Here is a 16,146-nt window from a genome sequence, read left to right as displayed (position 1 = left end):
GGCACAACTAAAATGAATGGATTGGGAGGGCGTTACTTTTTGAGCGCTTGCCCGCAATACAGCCCCGACAGGGTCTGCATCACAGAAACCACTTCAAAGCTGGCGAGTGAGTAGAAAATGTATTTCCCCAGCCTTCGGGTATTGACCATGCCCTCATCGCGCAACACACCGAGTTGTTGCGACAGTGTGGGTTGTCTGATGCCGGTCAGCGCTTCAAGTTCGCCGACATTGCGCTCACCTTGAGTCAACTGGCAGAGCAGCAGCAGGCGATCTTCATTGGCCAACGCTTTGAGAAGGGTGCAGGCTTTGGAAGCAGAGTCGCGCAGAAGCCCGATTTCTTCGCTGGTTAGCTGAGCAGTCATGAAAAGCTCCGGTGCGTGATGGTCGACAGTCTACGACTCGATAATATATCTTTCAATATATTGATCATTCAACGACCGCCACGAGGCCCCTCATGCATCCCGAAATTCAAGGTTTCTTCGACCCGGCGACGTCGACCGTGAGCTACGTGGTCCATGCTGCTGGCAGCGTGGAGTGCGCAATCATCGACCCGGTGCTGGACTACAATGCCGCCGCCGGGCGTATCAGCACCGTCAGTGCCGACGCCATCGCCGCTTTCGTGCAGGCTGAAGGCCTGAAGGTGCAATGGCTGCTGGAGACCCACGCCCATGCCGACCACCTGTCGGCCAGCGCTTACCTCAAGCGCAAGCTGGGCGGGCAGATCGGCATCGGGGCTGCCATCACCCAGGTCCAGGGGGTGTTCCGCGATATCTATAACCTTGAGCCGGAATTCAAGCTTGATGGCTCGCAGTTCGATCGCCTGTTCGAGCCCGACGAGCTGTTTCATATCGGGCGACTAGAGGTGCGGGCGCTGCATGTGCCCGGCCATACCCCGGCCGATATGGCCTATCAGGTAGAACACCACAGCCTGTTTGTGGGCGATACCCTGTTTATGCCTGATGTGGGCACCGCCCGTTGCGACTTCCCGGGTGGCGATGCGCGGCAGTTGTATCAATCGATCAAGCGCCTGCTGGCATTACCTGAGTCGACCCGCCTGTTTATGTGCCATGACTACCCGCCAGCCGGGCGCGAAGCCTGCTGGTCGACCACGGTGGGTGAACAGCGGGCAAAAAACATCCACGTCAATGACAGCATCGACCTGGCAGGTTTTGTCGGCATGCGTACGGCCCGCGATGCCACTCTGGGGGTTCCGGCGCTGCTGATTCCGGCGATTCAAGTCAATATTCGTGCAGGCAACCTGCCGCCTGCGGATGACAGCGGCCTGTGCAGCCTGAAGATTCCGCTGAACCGGTTTTGAGCGCCCAAACACTTGCCAGGAACAGGGCAGCAGCGGTTTTGATTAGCGGCGCATTACCCGTGGGAGCTGGCTTGCCTGCGATGCAAACACCGCGCTCTGACAGGTAAAACACGGTGATTCCATCGCGAGCAAGCCCGCTCCCACAAGAACCCGGGCAGCCCCAGGCGCATAAAAAATCCGGCCTGAGCCGGATTTTTTAGTTAGCCAATTACTGCATCCACGGGGGTGGTGGCTCTTCAGCCTTGCTCGGTGGCGCATCATCGGCAGCACGCACTGCCTGGCGGAAAGCTTCGTCCAGACGTGCAGCTTCGATTTCGCGCATCACCCCGCCGACATCCGCCAGCTCGTCCGGCTCGTCAAACTCGCCCGTCAACACACTGCCAGGGTGCAGGGTGGCAGCTTCGTAAAGTGCCCACATTTCCTTGGCGTACTTGGTCTTCTTCAGTTCCGGCGCAAAACGCCCGAAATAGGAAGCCATGTTGCCCACGTCACGCTCCAGCATGTTGAAGGCGTGGTTGTTACCCGCCGCATCGACCGCCTGGGGCAAGTCGATGATGACCGGGCCGGTTGGCGTCAGCAAAACGTTGAACTCGGACAAGTCGCCGTGAACCAGCCCCGTACACAGCATCAGCACGATTTGCTGAATCAGGAACTCGTGGTACTCGCGGGCCTGATCCGGCTCCAGCACCACGTCATTGAGACGCGGAGCCGCATCGCCGTACTCGTCCGCCACCAGTTCCATCAACAGCACGCCTTCGAGGAAGTCGAACGGTTTAGGAACCCGCACACCCGCACCGGCCAGGCGAAACAGTGCCGCTACCTCGGCGTTTTGCCAGGCATCTTCGGTTTCTTTACGACCGAACTTCGAGCCCTTGGCCATCGCTCGGGCCTGACGGCTGTTGCGAACCTTGCGACCCTCCTGATATTCGGCGGCCTGGCGGAAACTTCGTTTGTTGGCCTCCTTGTAAACCTTGGCGCATCGCAGCTCATTGCCGCAGCGGACTACGTATACAGCTGCTTCCTTGCCACTCATGAGTGGGCGCAGCACCTCGTCGATCAGACCGTCTTCGATCAGGGGTTCTAAGCGTTTTGGAGTCTTCATCAGCTTTTATTGTGGGTCCTTTATTACCAAACACGCGAATGTCATTCGTTATACGGCAATCCACTCACCACGGGGAGAGGGCAAACGATTTGAATGATAGACGAGCAACACGTTTTGAGCACCGACTTAACCCTGTCGAAACAAGTCACCCGGGGTAAAGCCGAACATCTTTTTAAACGCCGCAATAAACGCCGACGTTGATTCATACCCGCAAGACAGCGCCGCCCGCGTGACATGACCGCCCTCCTCCAGCACCCGTAACGATGACAGAAGACGCACCCGCTGCCGCCAACTGCGGAAACTCAAGCCTGTTTCACGTTGAAACAAACGCATCAGGGTTTTTTCGGACATCCCCAGCCGATACGACCACAGGCCCAGGTTCGCCTCGGCATCAGGGGTTTCGACCAGCTCATTGCACAGCACCAGCAAACGTTCATGACGGGGCAACGGCAGTGAAAAACCGACCTCGGGCAGGCTTGCCAACTGGTCCAGCAGCACCGCCACCAAGCGTTGCTCGCAGCTCCCCTCCTCGGGGTAGTCGACGGGCAGCGCACAAAAGCTTTTGATCAGCTCCCGGGCCAGCGGCGTGACCTCCAGTACCCGGCACTGCCCCGGCGCCCATTGGCAGTCCTCACGGCGCACATAGAGGCTGCGCATTTCAGCGCGCATCGAGGTGATTACTTCATGCTCCAGCCCGGCCGGAATCCAGATACCCCACTGCGGGGGCGCAAAAAAACTGCCCTCGTCTGTATGTACGCCCAGCACACCACTAATAGCGTACGAAAACTGCACCCAATCGTGTCGATGGCGCGGCGTCCACGAACCCGCGCCCAGGCTTTCGGCCCGGGCATACAGGGGTCGTGGCAGGGCATCGAGTACCGGAATGGCACGCGGCAGCCCACGTTGTCCGTTTGGCGGCATTGATTGGCCTTATATCGCAAGACGACAGATTGCTGCGACGTTAGGCTAAGTCATCAATTCTTACAATGTTGCGGTGCTGACAATGCCTGTACTCAAACATCTCAAACGAATGTTCACCGACTGGTTTCTGTGCGGCATGCTGCTGGCGACTTTCCTGGCCTATGTGTTTCCGCATTTCGGTAGCACTGGCGGCGCAATGCACGCGGAATGGGTGATCAATATCGGAGTGTTTCTGGTGTTTTTCCTGCACGGGGTGAACCTGTCCAGTGAGCAGATCAGTCACGGTCTGAAAAACATTCGCCTGCACGTTATGGTGCAGGGCTTTACCTTTATCGTCTTCCCGCTGATCTGGGTGGTCGCCAACAAGCTGTTGGGCGCCCATATCCCGCCGCTGCTGATGTTGGGATTTTTCTACCTGTGTGCCCTGCCCTCGACCATCTCCTCGTCGGTGGCACTGACCGGCAGTGCTGGAGGCAATGTGCCGGCAGCGATTCTTAACGCCAGCCTGTCCAGCGTGCTGGGGATTTTCCTGACACCCTTGCTGGTCAGCTTCGTGGTGGGCAGCGGCGCAGGGGGCATCGACCTGGGTTCAACCCTGCTCGACCTGTGCGCCATGCTGTTGCTGCCGCTGGTGCTGGGCCAGTTGGTGCGCCCGCTGTGCGGACGCTTTTTTGCCCGGCACAAGCGCTACACCAATATCTGCGACAAGGTGGTGATTCTACTGCTGGTTTACGCCGCGTTCTGCAACTCGATGGTCTCGGGCATGTGGCAACAGCAGGGCAGTTCGGTGATTGTCAGTGCATTGGTCGGCAGTGCGGTCCTGCTGGCGATTATCCTGTGGATGACCACCCGCACCGCCCGCGCCCTGAAATTCAGCACCGCAGATGAAATCGCTGCAGTGTTCTGCGCCAGCAAGAAATCCCTCGCGGCGGGTGCGCCGATGGCGGCCCTGATTTTCGGGGCCAACCCGGGGCTGGGCCTGATTTTATTGCCGATCATGATCTACCACCCACTGCAGTTGATCGTGTGTTCGGTGATGGCCGAGAGTTATGCCACGCGCAGTCGCGCAGAAGCCAAACACAACAACATCTCGGGTGGGAGCGGGCTTGCTCGCGATGCCGACGCCACGGCGTAACAGGCACACCGCATTGCGCCCATCGCGAGCAAGCCCGCTCCCACAGACGGCTATCGCTCAATTATTGCAGTAACACCCTGCCCGCCCCCCGCGCAGATCGAGATCAAACCTCGACCCTGCCCGGCGGTGGCCAGCAGCTTGGACATATTGGTCACGATACGCCCGCCCGTCGCCGCAAACGGATGACCCACCGCCAGGGAACTGCCCTTGACGTTGAGTTTGCTGCGATCAATCGCCCCCAGCGCTGCATCAAGACCCAACCGGCTTTTGCAGTAAGGCCCATCCTCCCAGGCCTTCAAGGTGCACAGCACCTGGGCAGCAAAGGCTTCGTGAATCTCGTAGTAGTCAAAGTCCTGCAAGGTCAGGCCATTACGCGCCAGCAGCCGTGGGACGGCATATACCGGTGCCATCAATAACCCTTCTGCACCGTGTACGAAATCTACAGCAGCTGTTTCACCATCGCGCAAATACGCCAAGACCGGCAAGCCGCGCTCCCTGGCCCATTCTTCACTGCCCAACAAGACCGTCGACGCACCATCGGTCAGTGGCGTGGAGTTGCCCGCCGTCAACGTGCCCTTGGCGCTGCGCTCGAATACGGGCTTGAGGGCGGCCAGTTTCTCCAGGGTCAGGTCGGCACGCAGGTTGTTATCACGGCTCAGGCCCATAAATGGCGTAAGCAGATCATCTTCCCAGCCGGCGTGGTAAGCCGCCGTCAGTGCCTGATGGCTGTGCAGCGCCAGCTCGTCCTGCTCAACCCGGGGGATGTTCCAGGTTTGCGCCATCAACTCGCAGTGCTGGCCCATCGACAGCCCGGTGCGAGGCTCGCCGTTGCGTGGAAATTCGGGCTTCAAAAAGCCCGGACGCAATTGCAGCAACGCCTTGAGCTTGTCCACAGGTGCCTTGAGGCGGTTGAACTGCAGCAGCCATTTGCGCAGCCCGTCATTGATGCCGATCGGAACATTGGAGGCAGAGTCCACGCCACCGGCAATCCCGCACTCGATCTGCCCCAGGGCAATCTTGTTGGCCACCAGCAATGCCGCCTCAAGCCCTGTACCGCAGGCCTGCTGCAAGTCATAGGCCGGAGTTTGCGGCGACAGCCGCGAGCCCAGCACACATTCGCGGGTCAGGCTGAAATCCCGCGAATCCTTGAGCACCGCCCCGGCCACTACTTCGCCCATGCGCAACCCGTGAAGGTTGTATCGCTCGATCAGCCCTTCCAGCGCCGCCGTCAGCATGTCCTGATTACTGGCAGTCGCATAAGGCCCGTTGGCGCGAGAAAACGGGATTCGATTACCACCAATAATTGCTACACGACGCAGACTCATACGATTCACCCTATTCTCTTAAATCCATTAATCGTTACCAGCGTAGGCCTTATTGCCGATAACTAACGACCACGGTCTGTTTGTGGTCAACCCTTTGAACCCCACCTGTCGGAGAGTGTTCCATGTCAGACCGTTATATCGACTTCGTCAACTCATCCCTCGGCCAGCGGCTGGTCGGCGCGTTGGGGCTGCCGTCACCGGGACGACTGGAGCGCTGGCAGGCCGGGCGCCTGCGCCCCGTCGAAGGCCCTCTGCTGATTGGCGGCGGTGCGCTTGCCGCACAGGTGGCCCGCTTTGGCGGCAAACTCACCGATGCGGTGTTCAGCTATGGCCCTGAACCCTTGCATGCCACACCGTGGATTCCAGGCCAGGGACCAAAGCTCAAGGCCGTGGTGTTTGACGCCAGCGAGCTGTTGCACACCGGGCAGCTCAAGCAACTGCGCGAATTTTTCCAGCCGCTGCTGCGCAATCTCGAGCACTGTACCCATATGGTGATCCTGGGCCGTGCCCCTGAAACATTAAGCGACCCTTTTGCCGCCAGCGTGCAACGTGCGCTCGAAGGTTTCAGTCGCTCGTTGGCCAAGGAATTGCGTAACGGCAGTACCTTGCAACTGCTGTATATCGGCGAGGGGGCCGAAGATCAGCTTGAAGGCGCACTGCGCTTTTTTCTCTCGCCAAAAAGTGCCTTTATCAGCGGCCAGGTGCTGCGCCTCAAGGCCTGCGCCAACCAGGTGCAGGACTGGACCCGCCCCCTGGCCGGACGCAAGGCACTGGTTACCGGTGCGGCCCGTGGCATTGGCGCCGCGATTGCCGAAACCCTGGCCCGGGATGGCGCCGAACTGATCCTGCTCGACGTGCCGGCCGCCAAGAGCGATCTCGATGCGCTGGCCGCGCGCTTGGGCGGGCACAGCATCGCGCTCGACATCTGTGCCGCCGATGCCGCAGAACAACTGACCGGGCAACTGGCCGATGGTATCGATATCCTGGTGCACAACGCCGGTATCACCCGTGATAAAACCCTGGCCAATATGACCCCGGAATTCTGGGACTCGGTACTCGCCGTTAACCTCAACGCCCCGCAAGTGCTGACCAAGGCCCTGCTTGATAGCGGCACCCTGCGCGATAACGGCCGGGTAATCCTGCTCGCATCCATCAGCGGTATCGCCGGCAATCGCGGCCAGACCAACTACGCCGCCAGCAAGGCCGGGCTGATCGGCCTTGCTCAGGCCTGGGCAGCGGCGCTGGGCGAGCGTGGCATCAGTATCAATGCCGTGGCCCCGGGTTTTATCGAAACCCAAATGACCGCGCATATTCCCTTTGCCCTGCGCGAAGCGGGACGACGCATGAGTTCGCTGGGCCAGGGTGGCCAGCCCCAGGACGTCGCCGAGGCTGTGGCTTGGCTCGGCCAGCCGGGTTCGGGCGCGCTCAGCGGCCAGGCACTGCGGGTGTGTGGCCAAAGTATTCTGGGAGCATAAGCCATGACCGTGAAATGGCTCGACCTCAGCGGCCCACCGCACTTGCCCGCGCTGTACGCCCATGCCGCGGCCCGGCGCAAGATCACCTCCAGCCCCTTGCCGGAGCAAGGTGTGCGCTGCTGGGTCGAGGTGGAGCCCAAGGCCCTGGCGGCGTTTCGCGATGTTTGCGACCTGGTGCCAAGCCCATTGCTGCCGCCCACTTATCCACACATCCTGGCCTTCGGTCTGCAAATGCAGTTGCTGACTGCCAAGGACTTCCCCTTCCCGCTGCTGGGGCTGATTCATCTGACCAATCGGATCCGTCTGCTGCGCCCGATGGGCAGCGTGACGCAGCTGCGCATCGGGGTATATGTACACAACCTGCAAAAACACCCCAAGGGCGCGACCTTCGAGGTGGTCACCCAGGTTGACGATCTGCTGGGGCCAATATGGGAGGCCGAAAGCACCCTGCTGTGCAAAGGCGTGGAACTGCCGGGCGACCTGCCCCAAATCAACGATCCTGCGCCGGTGGCCCTGAGCGAACTGACCCGCTGGTATGCCCCCGCCGATATTGGCCGGCGTTATGCCAAAGTCTCGGGCGACTACAACCCCATCCACCTCAGTGCCGCCAGCGCCAAGCTGTTTGGCCTGCCCAGTGCAATTGCCCACGGCCTGTGGATAAAAGCCCGAACGCTGGCGGCACTCAATTCGCACCTGCCGGCGGCCAATGTTGAGGTTTTTGTTGCCTTCAAAAAACCGGTGCGCTTGCCCGGCGAAGTGATTTTGCTCAGCAGTGAGGCGGGTTCCAGTGGCGACTTCCAGCTCAATGGCCATGACGGCCTGGTGCACTTGATCGGCAACTGGCGACCGGTTAGCTGACCACCCCCCTGTGGTAGCGGGCTTGCTCGCGATGGCATCCGCGCGTTTTACCTGTTAAACCGCGGCGCCTGCATCGCGAGCAAGCCCGTTCCCACAGAGGATGGCATGCGAGCCGAAAATCCCGCCGGGCTGCCCGTGCCTTTCACTTGCACCAATCCCCGTTCGGTCGCAAGCTTTGCGCCTTCTGGAGAGCACGCCCGCAATGAACCTCGACGAAATAACCCGACGCATGCATCGCATCCGCGATAACAACGACTGGAAGCAGTTCCACAGCCCGAAAAACCTGGCCATGGCCGCCAGTGTCGAAATGGCCGAGCTGGTGGAGATCTTTCAGTGGCTGAGCGAAGACCAGTCACGCCAGCTCCCTGCCGACAAGCTCACCCACGCCGGCCAGGAAGTGGGCGATATCGTGCTGTACCTGGTATTGCTTTGTGCCGAACTGGGCCTGGACATGAATGAAGTGGTACGCAATAAACTGGCCGACAATGAAAGGCGTTTCAACAAATGAGTGACCGTCACTTCGATCAACTGGCCACCCGCTTCGCCGAGAAAATCTACGGTGGCGCCAAGGGTGCGATTCGTCTGGCCGTGCTCCAGGCCGACCTGCAGGAAGCCCTGCCCAAACGCCCGTTGCGGGTGCTGGATATCGGCGCCGGGCTGGGCCATATGTCCTTGTGGCTGGCCCAGCAAGGTCACGATGTGACCCTGGCCGAACCGGCCGCGCCGATGCTGGAAGGCGCCCGCCAGCGTTTTGCCGAAGCTGGCCAGACTGGCACCTTTATTCAGGCGCCGTGGCAGGAGCTGCTCGGCCAACTGACTCAACCGTACGATCTGGTGTTGTGCCACGCCGTGCTGGAGTGGCTGGCCGAGCCCCACGCGATCCTGCCGGTGCTGCATCAATTGACCGCCAAAGATGGCTGGTTGTCGCTGGCGTTTTACAACCGCGACGCGCTGATCTATCGCAACTTGCTCAAGGGGCACTTTCGCAAGATGCGCAAGAACGACATGGCCGGCGAAAAACAGAGCCTCACCCCGCAGCAGCCACTCGACCCACGGGAGCTGGCCATAGCACTCGAAGGGCTGTGGCAGGTCGAAACCCAAAGCGGCGTGCGGGTGTTTCACGATTACATGCCAGTGGAGTTCCAGGCCCGCGCCGAGCTTGAAGCCCTGGTTGAAATGGAGCTGGCCCACCGTCGCCACCCTGCGTTTGCCGGGCTGGGACGTTATCTTCATTGGGTGTGTCGCCCGGTTTAAATCGCCCTGCGGGGGAGAGCATGATGTATCGCCGCGTTGCCTTGATCGTTTTGAGCCTGGGGCTGGGCGCTTGCCAAAGCCCCAACCCGTACACCGCCACCTCAATGCCCATGCCTCCGGCTCCGGCACAGGCAGCCAATACCCTGGACTTGAGTGCCTACCCGGCCCCGCCACGGGATTACGGGCGCTACCAGAGCTGGGCCTGGCTCAATGGTCGGCTGCCGGTTGGCACGGCATGGGCCGACTCGGCGCAAATCGCCGAAGCGGTTAACAATGCCCTGGACCAGCGCGGCTTGCGCCCGGCACAACCCAACCGTCCGGCGGATCTTTGGGTCAGTGCTGATTTGCACACCGAAAAACGCTTGCGCCAGGTACAGGACGACTATGGTTACGAGGCCGGCTACGGCAGCGGTTACGGCCGCTACGGCAGCCAATACGGCATGTACAACTCTGTCCCCGTCATACGTACTTATGAGGTTGAGGTCATGGTGGTTAGACTCAACCTGTATGACGGTAAAACCGGCCAGCCGGTGTGGAGTTCCAGTGCAGAAACCAGCAGTAAAGGCAGCCTGAGCGAACGCAGTGACGCCCTGCGCGAATCACTGAACAAGGCAGTACAGGCTTACCCTCCCCATTGAGTCTCAATAGTGAAGTGGAGAAATCATCATGCTTCGTCGCATTGCATTACTGGGCCTGGCCCTGCTGCTCAGTGCCTGCGAAACCATGCAGGTCAGCCATGATTACAACCCTGCTGTCGATTTCGCCCAGTTCCGTACCTGGGCCTGGAAAGACCCTGCCGTGCAATACCAACCCAACAACCCGATGCTTAGAAGCGACCTGACCGAGCAGCGCATTGTCCAGGCCGTCAGCAGCCAGCTGGACCAGCGCGGCCTGCGCCCGGTAGCGGCAGGCAGCAAGCCGGACTTGCTGGTGCAAACTTGGCTGATCGTGGCCAACCGCCAGGAGCAAGTGGTGACCAACTACGGCTACGGTGGCCCTTGGGGCGGGCCGTGGGGGGGTTACTGGGGCGGCCCGTGGGAAGGTTACTGGGGCGCACCGATGTATAACGAAACCCGCAACGTGGTCTACCAGGTTGGTACGCTGCAGATCGACCTGATCGATGCCAAAGACGGCAAGCTGGTGTGGCGAGGCAGTGCAGAGAAAGTCGTAGACAGCAGCCCGACCCCGGCTGAACGCAGCGCTGCAATCCAGCAAGCAGTCACCAAGATCCTGAGTACGTATCCGCCCAAGTAAGTTACGCAGCATTAACTTGCTCACGATGTATATAAGTAAGTTGGTATTAATACTTTCGTGAGCAAGTTGGTTTTTACACTGTTTTTCTGACCACTTGTCGTTGTCTTTTGATTAACCGTTCACATCGCGCTTATAAAACTGGCAACTGGCCAGCGCACCGATCACTTCTTGTCTACACTCGCTGAAACTTTGGAGAGTTAGCGCTGGGCACTGTTCCAGCATCAGGAGTGCTCGATGTCTCCCCAACTACGCGGTATGGGTTTTTATGGTCCCCGGCAGCAGCATGGCGCAATCGGCCTGATGGCTGCCGTGACGCTGGGCATGGTGCTGCTGTTTATGCTGCTGGTGGTCGACAGCGGGCGCCTGTACCTGGAGCAGCGCAAGTTGCAGCGCGTGGCGGATATGGCGGTGCTGGAGGCGGTGAGTCGGGGCGGTAACTGTGCTGGCGCCAGTACTGCTGCCGGTTTCGCCAACCAGAGTGCCACTCGCAACAGCTTCACCCCCGGCAGCGTGCAAAAAGTAAACACCACTTGCGGCACCCTGAGCACCAACAGTAGCCAGTTGCGGGTATTCACTGCCGACGCAACCAAATCCGATGCCATTCGCGTAATCGCCACCACCACTGTGCCGACCAGCGTGGCCGGAGGCTTGTGGAGTATGTTTTCCAAAAACGGGTTTAATCTGAATACCAATTTGACGGCGAGTGCGGTGGGCTCAACACCGGGGCCGACGCTGGCGCAAATAAGTATTCGTACCACACTGGCTACGGTCGACTCCTCACAATCGCCGCTGCTCAACAACCTGTTTACAGGCCTGCTGGGAGGTAACGTAGCCATTTCGGCCGTTGGCTGGGACGGCTTGGTCAAAGCAGACATCAACTTACTGCAGTACTTGAATCAATTGGCCGTTAACTTGAACGTCAAGGCAGGAGATTACACAACGCTACTCACTACCAATGCCACGGTGACTGACTTTATAAAAGCGGCGGTTACTGTCGCAAAACTTAACGGAGCTACGGCAGATGTACAAACAGCACTGACCAACCTACAAGTTGCCGCTATTAAAAACACACCCATAAAAGTTGGTGACTTATTACAACTACAAACCGGAACTTCAACTGCTGGCCTGGACACCAACCTTAACTTATTTTCAGTGATACAAGCCGCCATTCAAATTGCCAACAAGAATAATGCCGCTGCCGTCAGCCTACCGGTTAACGTGCTGGGACTGGCCAAGGTAACGACCACGGTAAAAGTAATCGAGCCCCCGCAGTTCTCTGCCATCGGCAACCCGGCCACGGACAGGCTTTTTGTGCGCACGGCGCAAGTGAGGTCTTTAATCACCATTGAGCTTCCGGTTCTCAATACCGTGGCTTCACTTGTGAGTAAAGTTCTGGATCTTGTTACAGGCTTGCTCGGGGCCATTATCGGTACGACCTACAGCCCTCAAATACTTCCGCCGCCATTAATCCTCAGTGTCAATCTGGATGCAGGTGGCGCAGATGCACTGGTGACCGGATATAGCTGCCCTACGGGAAGTACCGGCACTAAAAGCCTTACGGTTTTGGCACACACGGCCCTGGCCAATTTGAATGTCGGCAACATTGATGGCAGCAAGGCTTTTTCCTCTTCAGCCTCCGTAACCGTTACACCACTGCCCATTGTGAACATCGTCAGCAAGACCTGCTTGGCCCTCATTTGTTCTTCAAAGGATTATGGCGGCGGCGGCATTGCGATCATGGCAAAGCTACCCATTGCTCCAACTCCCAGCACCCTGCTTTTTTCTGCAGCCTCAAGCTCGGAGCCGCCCAATTTGAAACTTCCACCGGCGGCCAAAAACGCCAGCCCCACGACCAACGTGGTGGCCAGCCTGAAAAGTACGCTGAGCAATTTGCCGATTCAACTGTACGCACCAGTGGATAGCACCGGCATCCTCGGGGCACTCGCAACGAATTTGTCGAATGCTGTCACCGCAACGCTGCTGGCAGTGGTAAACATTGCTGGAGGGTTGATTACAGGCGTTTTGAGCCCATTGCTTGATCCTGTGATCAACAACCTGCTCTCGCTGTTGGGGGTCAACCTCATGGTGACGGAAGTTGATGCCAACCTCTCCTGCAACCAGGGTGGCCGCGCCCAGCTGGTGCTTTGACCTAAATGGAGTGCAATACCTTGTGGGAGCGGGCTTGCTCGCGATTCAGGCACCTCGGTACATCTGATATACCGAGGTGATGCAATCGCGAGCAAGCCCGCTCCCACATGAAGGGTGGAACGCTGAATTCAGGCTGCAACCACCGGCAACTCCACACAAAACCGCGCCCCATGCTCGGTATTGCTGACACTCAGCCGCCCGCCCATATTGTCGATAATGCCGTAACTCACGGACAACCCCAGGCCGGTGCCCAGGCCGATGGGCTTGGTGGTGAAAAACGGTTCGAAGATCCGTTCCAAAAGCCGCGGATCAATCCCACCCGCATTGTCGTCCACCCGCAGGCGCACACTCTGCGCATCGGACTCAACGCTCAGGGCAATCCAGGGCACAAACTCCTGGTCGGTTTCACGCTTGCTCATCAGCGCATCACGGGCATTGACCATCAGGTTGATCAGCACTTGCTCCAACTGATCCACATGGCCGCGCACCTGCACAGCGCAAGCCTGGCCCTCACTGCGCAATTGCACACCCTTGCCCCTCAAGCCCTCACCCAGCAAGGCTACAGAGCCTTCCATGGCCTGCGCCGGGTTGAACACTTGCTGTTCGATTTCGGAACGACGGCCAAACACCCGCAAGTGGTCTACCACCCGCGCCGCACGCTGGATCTGACCGTCAATACGGGTGAGTTTGTCTTGCAAATAATCGATCTGCGCATCGCCATTACCCAGGCGTTTGAGCACGTTGACCACGGCCATGCGCATCACGTTCAGCGGCTGGTTGATTTCGTGCGCCAGCCCCGTGGCCATTTCGCCCAGGGTGGCCATTTTCGCGCTGTGGGTCAGTTGCTGTTGCGAGCGACGCACTTCGGTGTTGTCGCGGCCCACGGCCTGCACTTCAAGCAAGTTGCCCTGCTCGTCGAAAATGCCCCGGTCCGACCACACCCACCAGGCATATTCACGCCCCGGCAGTTGCAGGCTGATTTCCGCCGTGCTGACCGGTGCCTGCGGAGTCAAGCCGGCAATACGCTGCACAAAGGCCTCGCGCTGCTCAGTGGATAGCCAACTGCTCAGGTTGATGCCCGGCAGTTGCGCAGTGGTGCATTCCAGGTAGCTGGCCAGCGGCTGATTGCCGAAGGTCAGGGTCAGATCGGGCAGGTAACGGCAGATCATCGCCGGTGAGTCCTCAACCAGTATCCGATAACGCTCCTCGCTGTTTTTGACCCGCTCGGCCGCTTCGGTGGCTTCGGTGATATCCAGCCACAAGCCGACCACTTCTACCGGCAAACCAAGGTCGTTACGCAACAGCTTGGCCTCATCCAGCAACCAATGATAATCGCCGCGCCGATCGCGCAGGCGATAACGGTTGCGGGCGCTGCCTTCGCGCAGCAACTGCCGGGTACGGCCAAAAAACTGTTCGAGGTCATCGGGATGGACCCACTCGATCAAGGTTTCACTGGTACATTCCTCCAGCGTCCAGCCCAGTAAAGGCTTGAGGCTGTCACTGAAAAATGCCGGTACCAGCGCGCCTTCAACATAACGCTGTACATAAATCACCGCCGGGGAACTGGCGATCAGGTTGTCCAGCCGCGCATGGGCGGCGGCGACTTGTTGCTGCTGGTTTTTGATATCGCTGACATCCAGCATAAAACCTACGATGCGCCGCCGGGTGCCGCTGCCCAGCACCTGGCCCTGAATCCGGTACCAGCGGGCAGGCTCTGTGGCCTGTGGCTCATGTACCCGGGCAAACAGTAATAATTCTTTGCCATGTTCCAGCAGTTCATTGAAGCGACCGCTAAGTTCATCACGGTCAGCCGGGTGAAACAACGCCAGCCATGCCTGGCGGGTCATGGCCTGCGGCTCGGCCACAGCGTCCAGGTTGATGGCCAGTTGTGGAGCCAGTTCCAGCAGTTCGCTGGTGCTCGACCATTCCCACCAGCCGGTGCCCAGCAAGCCTTGCAGGGCCTCCATGCGCTCGCTTTGCTGCAGATGCTGCTGCTCACGCAAACGGTCCAGCAGCGGCGCGGCCAGGGCGGCACACACCTGCATCCAGTCGCTTTCACTCATTTGCGGGCCGTGCAGGGACGCCGGGTAAAAACCCAGCATCAACCAGGCACACAAGCCTTGCTGGTCGCTGTAAGGCACCAGCACACCATCGGCATTGCCAAACAAATCGTTTAACCGCGGGTTACCGTCGCGCTCGACCCGCTGGGGCGAGGTGCCCCCCAGCGGGTCGAGCAGGCTGCCCAGGTTTTGTTCGGGCAGCCACAGTTGCGGCGCATCAAAGGCGTGATACGTGCTGTGCATATACCAGGAAGCCTGCGAGGCTTCGCGCAACGCCAGCGCCATGCACGGCACACGCCCATGCTGGGCGACGCTGCGCAGTGCTTCGTGCATCACCTCGGGCAGGCGCAGCACGCTGCACTGACGCAATTGCCCGGCCAGCCCCAGAATCAGTTGCGTGCAGCGCTCGCGGCTACGGGCCTGCTCGCTACCCAGGCGCAGGTCGCTGATATCCAGCAACTGCAAAAGCCAGCCGCCCCCCTGGGGTTGCACCCAGCCCCGGGTATGCACCACGCGCAGCCCAGCACATTGAAAGTCCAGGTCAAGGCTTTGGCCAACCCAGTCTGCCGGTACGCCTTCAAGGGCCAGCGTACTGCCCGGCACCAGATAGCTCAGGAGCAGGCGCGGTGAGCCATCACTGCTGCCCCGCGCCAGGCCGTAGCGTTGCAGGCCGTGGATTTCAATGACGTGCCCCAGCGGATCAAGCATCAGCTGGATACCCGCATGGGTGCGTGATTGCGGATCGGTGGATTCAGGCAAGCGCTCGTCGGTCCGTCCCAACAAGCGCCCGAACAGCCCTTCGCTAGGGGACAAGTTGAGCACTCGATTCGGCTTTCAAATTTGTTGGCAGGCTAGGCACTGTGATCGTTCCCAATTTGAGCACCGGCATGATGGTGGTCAACGCCGTAGCAGGCAGGGTCACACTGGCAGTCAGCACTTTGGTTGTCGGGTTATAGATCGCATCCGGAACCAGACTGTCTTTGACCGCCTTAGGCACCCAGGTCAGTTTCTCGTTCAGCACGCTCTTGGCCAAGTCTTCCACCAGCCCGCCATAGTTGGCCGCCGTCGGATCCACCGCCATGCTGCGCCGCACCGCCTCGGCCGTCGCATTGTTGAATGACTGCACCAACAGCAGGGGCAAGCTGTAGCTGAGCACGCCATAAAGCACCGCAAAAAAAATCACAAACACCAGCGCGAACTCAATCGCCGCCGCGCCCTGCTGCTTTTTGCCAAGTCTTGTTTTCATGACTGCGTCTACCCTGACTGTCGACAGTAATATCATCATAGAATCATTGG

At 59.5% G+C, this 16,146-nt stretch carries 15 protein-coding genes; 9 read left to right on the top strand and 6 right to left on the bottom strand.

The window, feature by feature from the left end; genetic code table 11:
- Positions 1-32: 32 nt before the first annotated feature.
- Positions 33-362 (bottom strand): ArsR/SmtB family transcription factor, encoded by a 330-nt coding sequence (locus FHL07_RS15520; RefSeq protein WP_095001067.1) that lies wholly within the window; start codon positions 360-362, stop codon positions 33-35.
- A gap of 92 nt (positions 363-454) precedes the next feature.
- On the opposite strand from FHL07_RS15520, the gene FHL07_RS15515 reads away from it, so the two are divergent.
- Complete coding sequence (locus tag FHL07_RS15515) at positions 455-1,318, top strand: MBL fold metallo-hydrolase (protein WP_095020829.1); 864 nt, start codon at positions 455-457, stop codon at positions 1,316-1,318.
- Positions 1,319-1,526: 208 nt separating this feature from the next.
- On the opposite strand, the gene FHL07_RS15510 is transcribed toward FHL07_RS15515, so the two are convergent.
- Together FHL07_RS15510 and FHL07_RS15505 are read right to left on the bottom strand one after the other, a co-directional pair.
- Entirely contained in the window at positions 1,527-2,420 is an 894-nt protein-coding gene (locus tag FHL07_RS15510) for a PA4780 family RIO1-like protein kinase (RefSeq protein ID WP_016783575.1), read from the bottom strand.
- Positions 2,421-2,546: 126 nt separating this feature from the next.
- The gene (locus FHL07_RS15505; protein WP_095019800.1) at positions 2,547-3,341 is read right to left on the bottom strand and encodes an AraC family transcriptional regulator; all 795 of its coding nucleotides are present in this window, start codon (positions 3,339-3,341) and stop codon (positions 2,547-2,549) included.
- An 82-nt stretch (positions 3,342-3,423) separates the two neighbouring features.
- On the opposite strand from FHL07_RS15505, the gene FHL07_RS15500 reads away from it, so the two are divergent.
- Entirely contained in the window at positions 3,424-4,476 is a 1,053-nt protein-coding gene (locus FHL07_RS15500) for a bile acid:sodium symporter family protein (RefSeq protein WP_095001064.1), read from the top strand.
- Between the two features lie 50 nt (positions 4,477-4,526).
- Here FHL07_RS15500 and FHL07_RS15495 read toward each other — a convergent pair whose 3' ends face one another.
- Positions 4,527-5,801, bottom strand: coding sequence for an acetyl-CoA C-acetyltransferase (locus tag FHL07_RS15495; protein WP_138738661.1), 1,275 nt, complete (start codon positions 5,799-5,801; stop codon positions 4,527-4,529).
- A 122-nt stretch (positions 5,802-5,923) separates the two neighbouring features.
- Here FHL07_RS15495 and FHL07_RS15490 point away from each other — a divergent pair, with 122 nt between their 5' ends.
- The 7 genes from FHL07_RS15490 (at position 5,924) to FHL07_RS15460 (ending at position 12,790) form a co-directional block, all read left to right on the top strand.
- Positions 5,924-7,276 carry a 3-oxoacyl-ACP reductase gene (locus tag FHL07_RS15490; RefSeq protein ID WP_095039459.1) on the top strand — a complete coding sequence of 451 codons (1,353 nt, stop codon included), beginning with the start codon at positions 5,924-5,926 and terminating at the stop codon, positions 7,274-7,276.
- A gap of 3 nt (positions 7,277-7,279) precedes the next feature.
- Positions 7,280-8,134, top strand: a complete 855-nt coding sequence (locus FHL07_RS15485; protein ID WP_130872249.1) for a MaoC family dehydratase — start codon at positions 7,280-7,282, stop codon at positions 8,132-8,134.
- Between the two features lie 202 nt (positions 8,135-8,336).
- A complete protein-coding gene (locus FHL07_RS15480) occupies positions 8,337-8,642 on the top strand; it encodes a nucleotide pyrophosphohydrolase (protein ID WP_095001060.1) in 306 nt (101 codons plus the stop codon).
- Positions 8,639-9,388 carry a methyltransferase domain-containing protein gene (locus FHL07_RS15475; protein ID WP_095020826.1) on the top strand — a complete coding sequence of 250 codons (750 nt, stop codon included), beginning with the start codon at positions 8,639-8,641 and terminating at the stop codon, positions 9,386-9,388. The genes FHL07_RS15480 and FHL07_RS15475 overlap by 4 nt, the downstream gene beginning before the upstream one ends.
- Positions 9,389-9,411: 23 nt before the next feature.
- Entirely contained in the window at positions 9,412-10,026 is a 615-nt protein-coding gene (locus FHL07_RS15470) for a DUF4136 domain-containing protein (protein WP_138738671.1), read from the top strand.
- 28 nt (positions 10,027-10,054) lie between these two features.
- Positions 10,055-10,642, top strand: a complete 588-nt coding sequence (locus FHL07_RS15465; protein ID WP_095001057.1) for a DUF4136 domain-containing protein — start codon at positions 10,055-10,057, stop codon at positions 10,640-10,642.
- Between the two features lie 234 nt (positions 10,643-10,876).
- Entirely contained in the window at positions 10,877-12,790 is a 1,914-nt protein-coding gene (locus FHL07_RS15460) for a pilus assembly protein TadG-related protein (RefSeq protein ID WP_138738660.1), read from the top strand.
- 128 nt (positions 12,791-12,918) lie between these two features.
- On the opposite strand, the gene FHL07_RS15455 is transcribed toward FHL07_RS15460, so the two are convergent.
- Together FHL07_RS15455 and FHL07_RS15450 are read right to left on the bottom strand one after the other, a co-directional pair.
- Positions 12,919-15,663: a PAS domain-containing sensor histidine kinase gene (locus tag FHL07_RS15455; protein WP_138738659.1), complete on the bottom strand. Its 2,745-nt coding sequence runs from the start codon at positions 15,661-15,663 to the stop codon at positions 12,919-12,921.
- A complete protein-coding gene (locus tag FHL07_RS15450; RefSeq protein ID WP_095001054.1) occupies positions 15,653-16,096 on the bottom strand; it encodes a TadE/TadG family type IV pilus assembly protein in 444 nt (147 codons plus the stop codon). The genes FHL07_RS15455 and FHL07_RS15450 overlap by 11 nt, the downstream gene beginning before the upstream one ends.
- Positions 16,097-16,146 lie beyond the last annotated feature (50 nt).

The organism is Pseudomonas sp. FSL W7-0098, from assembly GCF_005930585.1.
Taxonomy (GTDB): Bacteria; Pseudomonadota; Gammaproteobacteria; order Pseudomonadales; family Pseudomonadaceae; genus Aquipseudomonas; species Aquipseudomonas bubulae.
Note: the sequence above shows the minus strand (reverse complement) of the source record. Positions and strands in the feature narration are given on the sequence as shown.

What these genes read in the sequence shown, in the direction of transcription:
- FHL07_RS15495 (WP_138738661.1), bottom strand. Translation starts at nt 5,801, where the DNA reads ATGAGTCTGCGTCGTGTAGCAATTATTGGTGGTAATCGAATCCCGTTT.
- FHL07_RS15470 (WP_138738671.1), top strand. Translation starts at nt 9,412, where the DNA reads ATGTATCGCCGCGTTGCCTTGATCGTTTTGAGCCTGGGGCTGGGCGCT.
- FHL07_RS15475 (WP_095020826.1), top strand. Translation starts at nt 8,639, where the DNA reads ATGAGTGACCGTCACTTCGATCAACTGGCCACCCGCTTCGCCGAGAAA.
- FHL07_RS15500 (WP_095001064.1), top strand. Translation starts at nt 3,424, where the DNA reads ATGCCTGTACTCAAACATCTCAAACGAATGTTCACCGACTGGTTTCTG.
- FHL07_RS15450 (WP_095001054.1), bottom strand. Translation starts at nt 16,096, where the DNA reads ATGAAAACAAGACTTGGCAAAAAGCAGCAGGGCGCGGCGGCGATTGAG.
- FHL07_RS15490 (WP_095039459.1), top strand. Translation starts at nt 5,924, where the DNA reads ATGTCAGACCGTTATATCGACTTCGTCAACTCATCCCTCGGCCAGCGG.
- FHL07_RS15505 (WP_095019800.1), bottom strand. Translation starts at nt 3,341, where the DNA reads ATGCCGCCAAACGGACAACGTGGGCTGCCGCGTGCCATTCCGGTACTC.
- FHL07_RS15480 (WP_095001060.1), top strand. Translation starts at nt 8,337, where the DNA reads ATGAACCTCGACGAAATAACCCGACGCATGCATCGCATCCGCGATAAC.
- FHL07_RS15510 (WP_016783575.1), bottom strand. Translation starts at nt 2,420, where the DNA reads ATGAAGACTCCAAAACGCTTAGAACCCCTGATCGAAGACGGTCTGATC.
- FHL07_RS15460 (WP_138738660.1), top strand. Translation starts at nt 10,877, where the DNA reads ATGTCTCCCCAACTACGCGGTATGGGTTTTTATGGTCCCCGGCAGCAG.
- FHL07_RS15515 (WP_095020829.1), top strand. Translation starts at nt 455, where the DNA reads ATGCATCCCGAAATTCAAGGTTTCTTCGACCCGGCGACGTCGACCGTG.
- FHL07_RS15465 (WP_095001057.1), top strand. Translation starts at nt 10,055, where the DNA reads ATGCTTCGTCGCATTGCATTACTGGGCCTGGCCCTGCTGCTCAGTGCC.
- FHL07_RS15485 (WP_130872249.1), top strand. Translation starts at nt 7,280, where the DNA reads ATGACCGTGAAATGGCTCGACCTCAGCGGCCCACCGCACTTGCCCGCG.
- FHL07_RS15520 (WP_095001067.1), bottom strand. Translation starts at nt 362, where the DNA reads ATGACTGCTCAGCTAACCAGCGAAGAAATCGGGCTTCTGCGCGACTCT.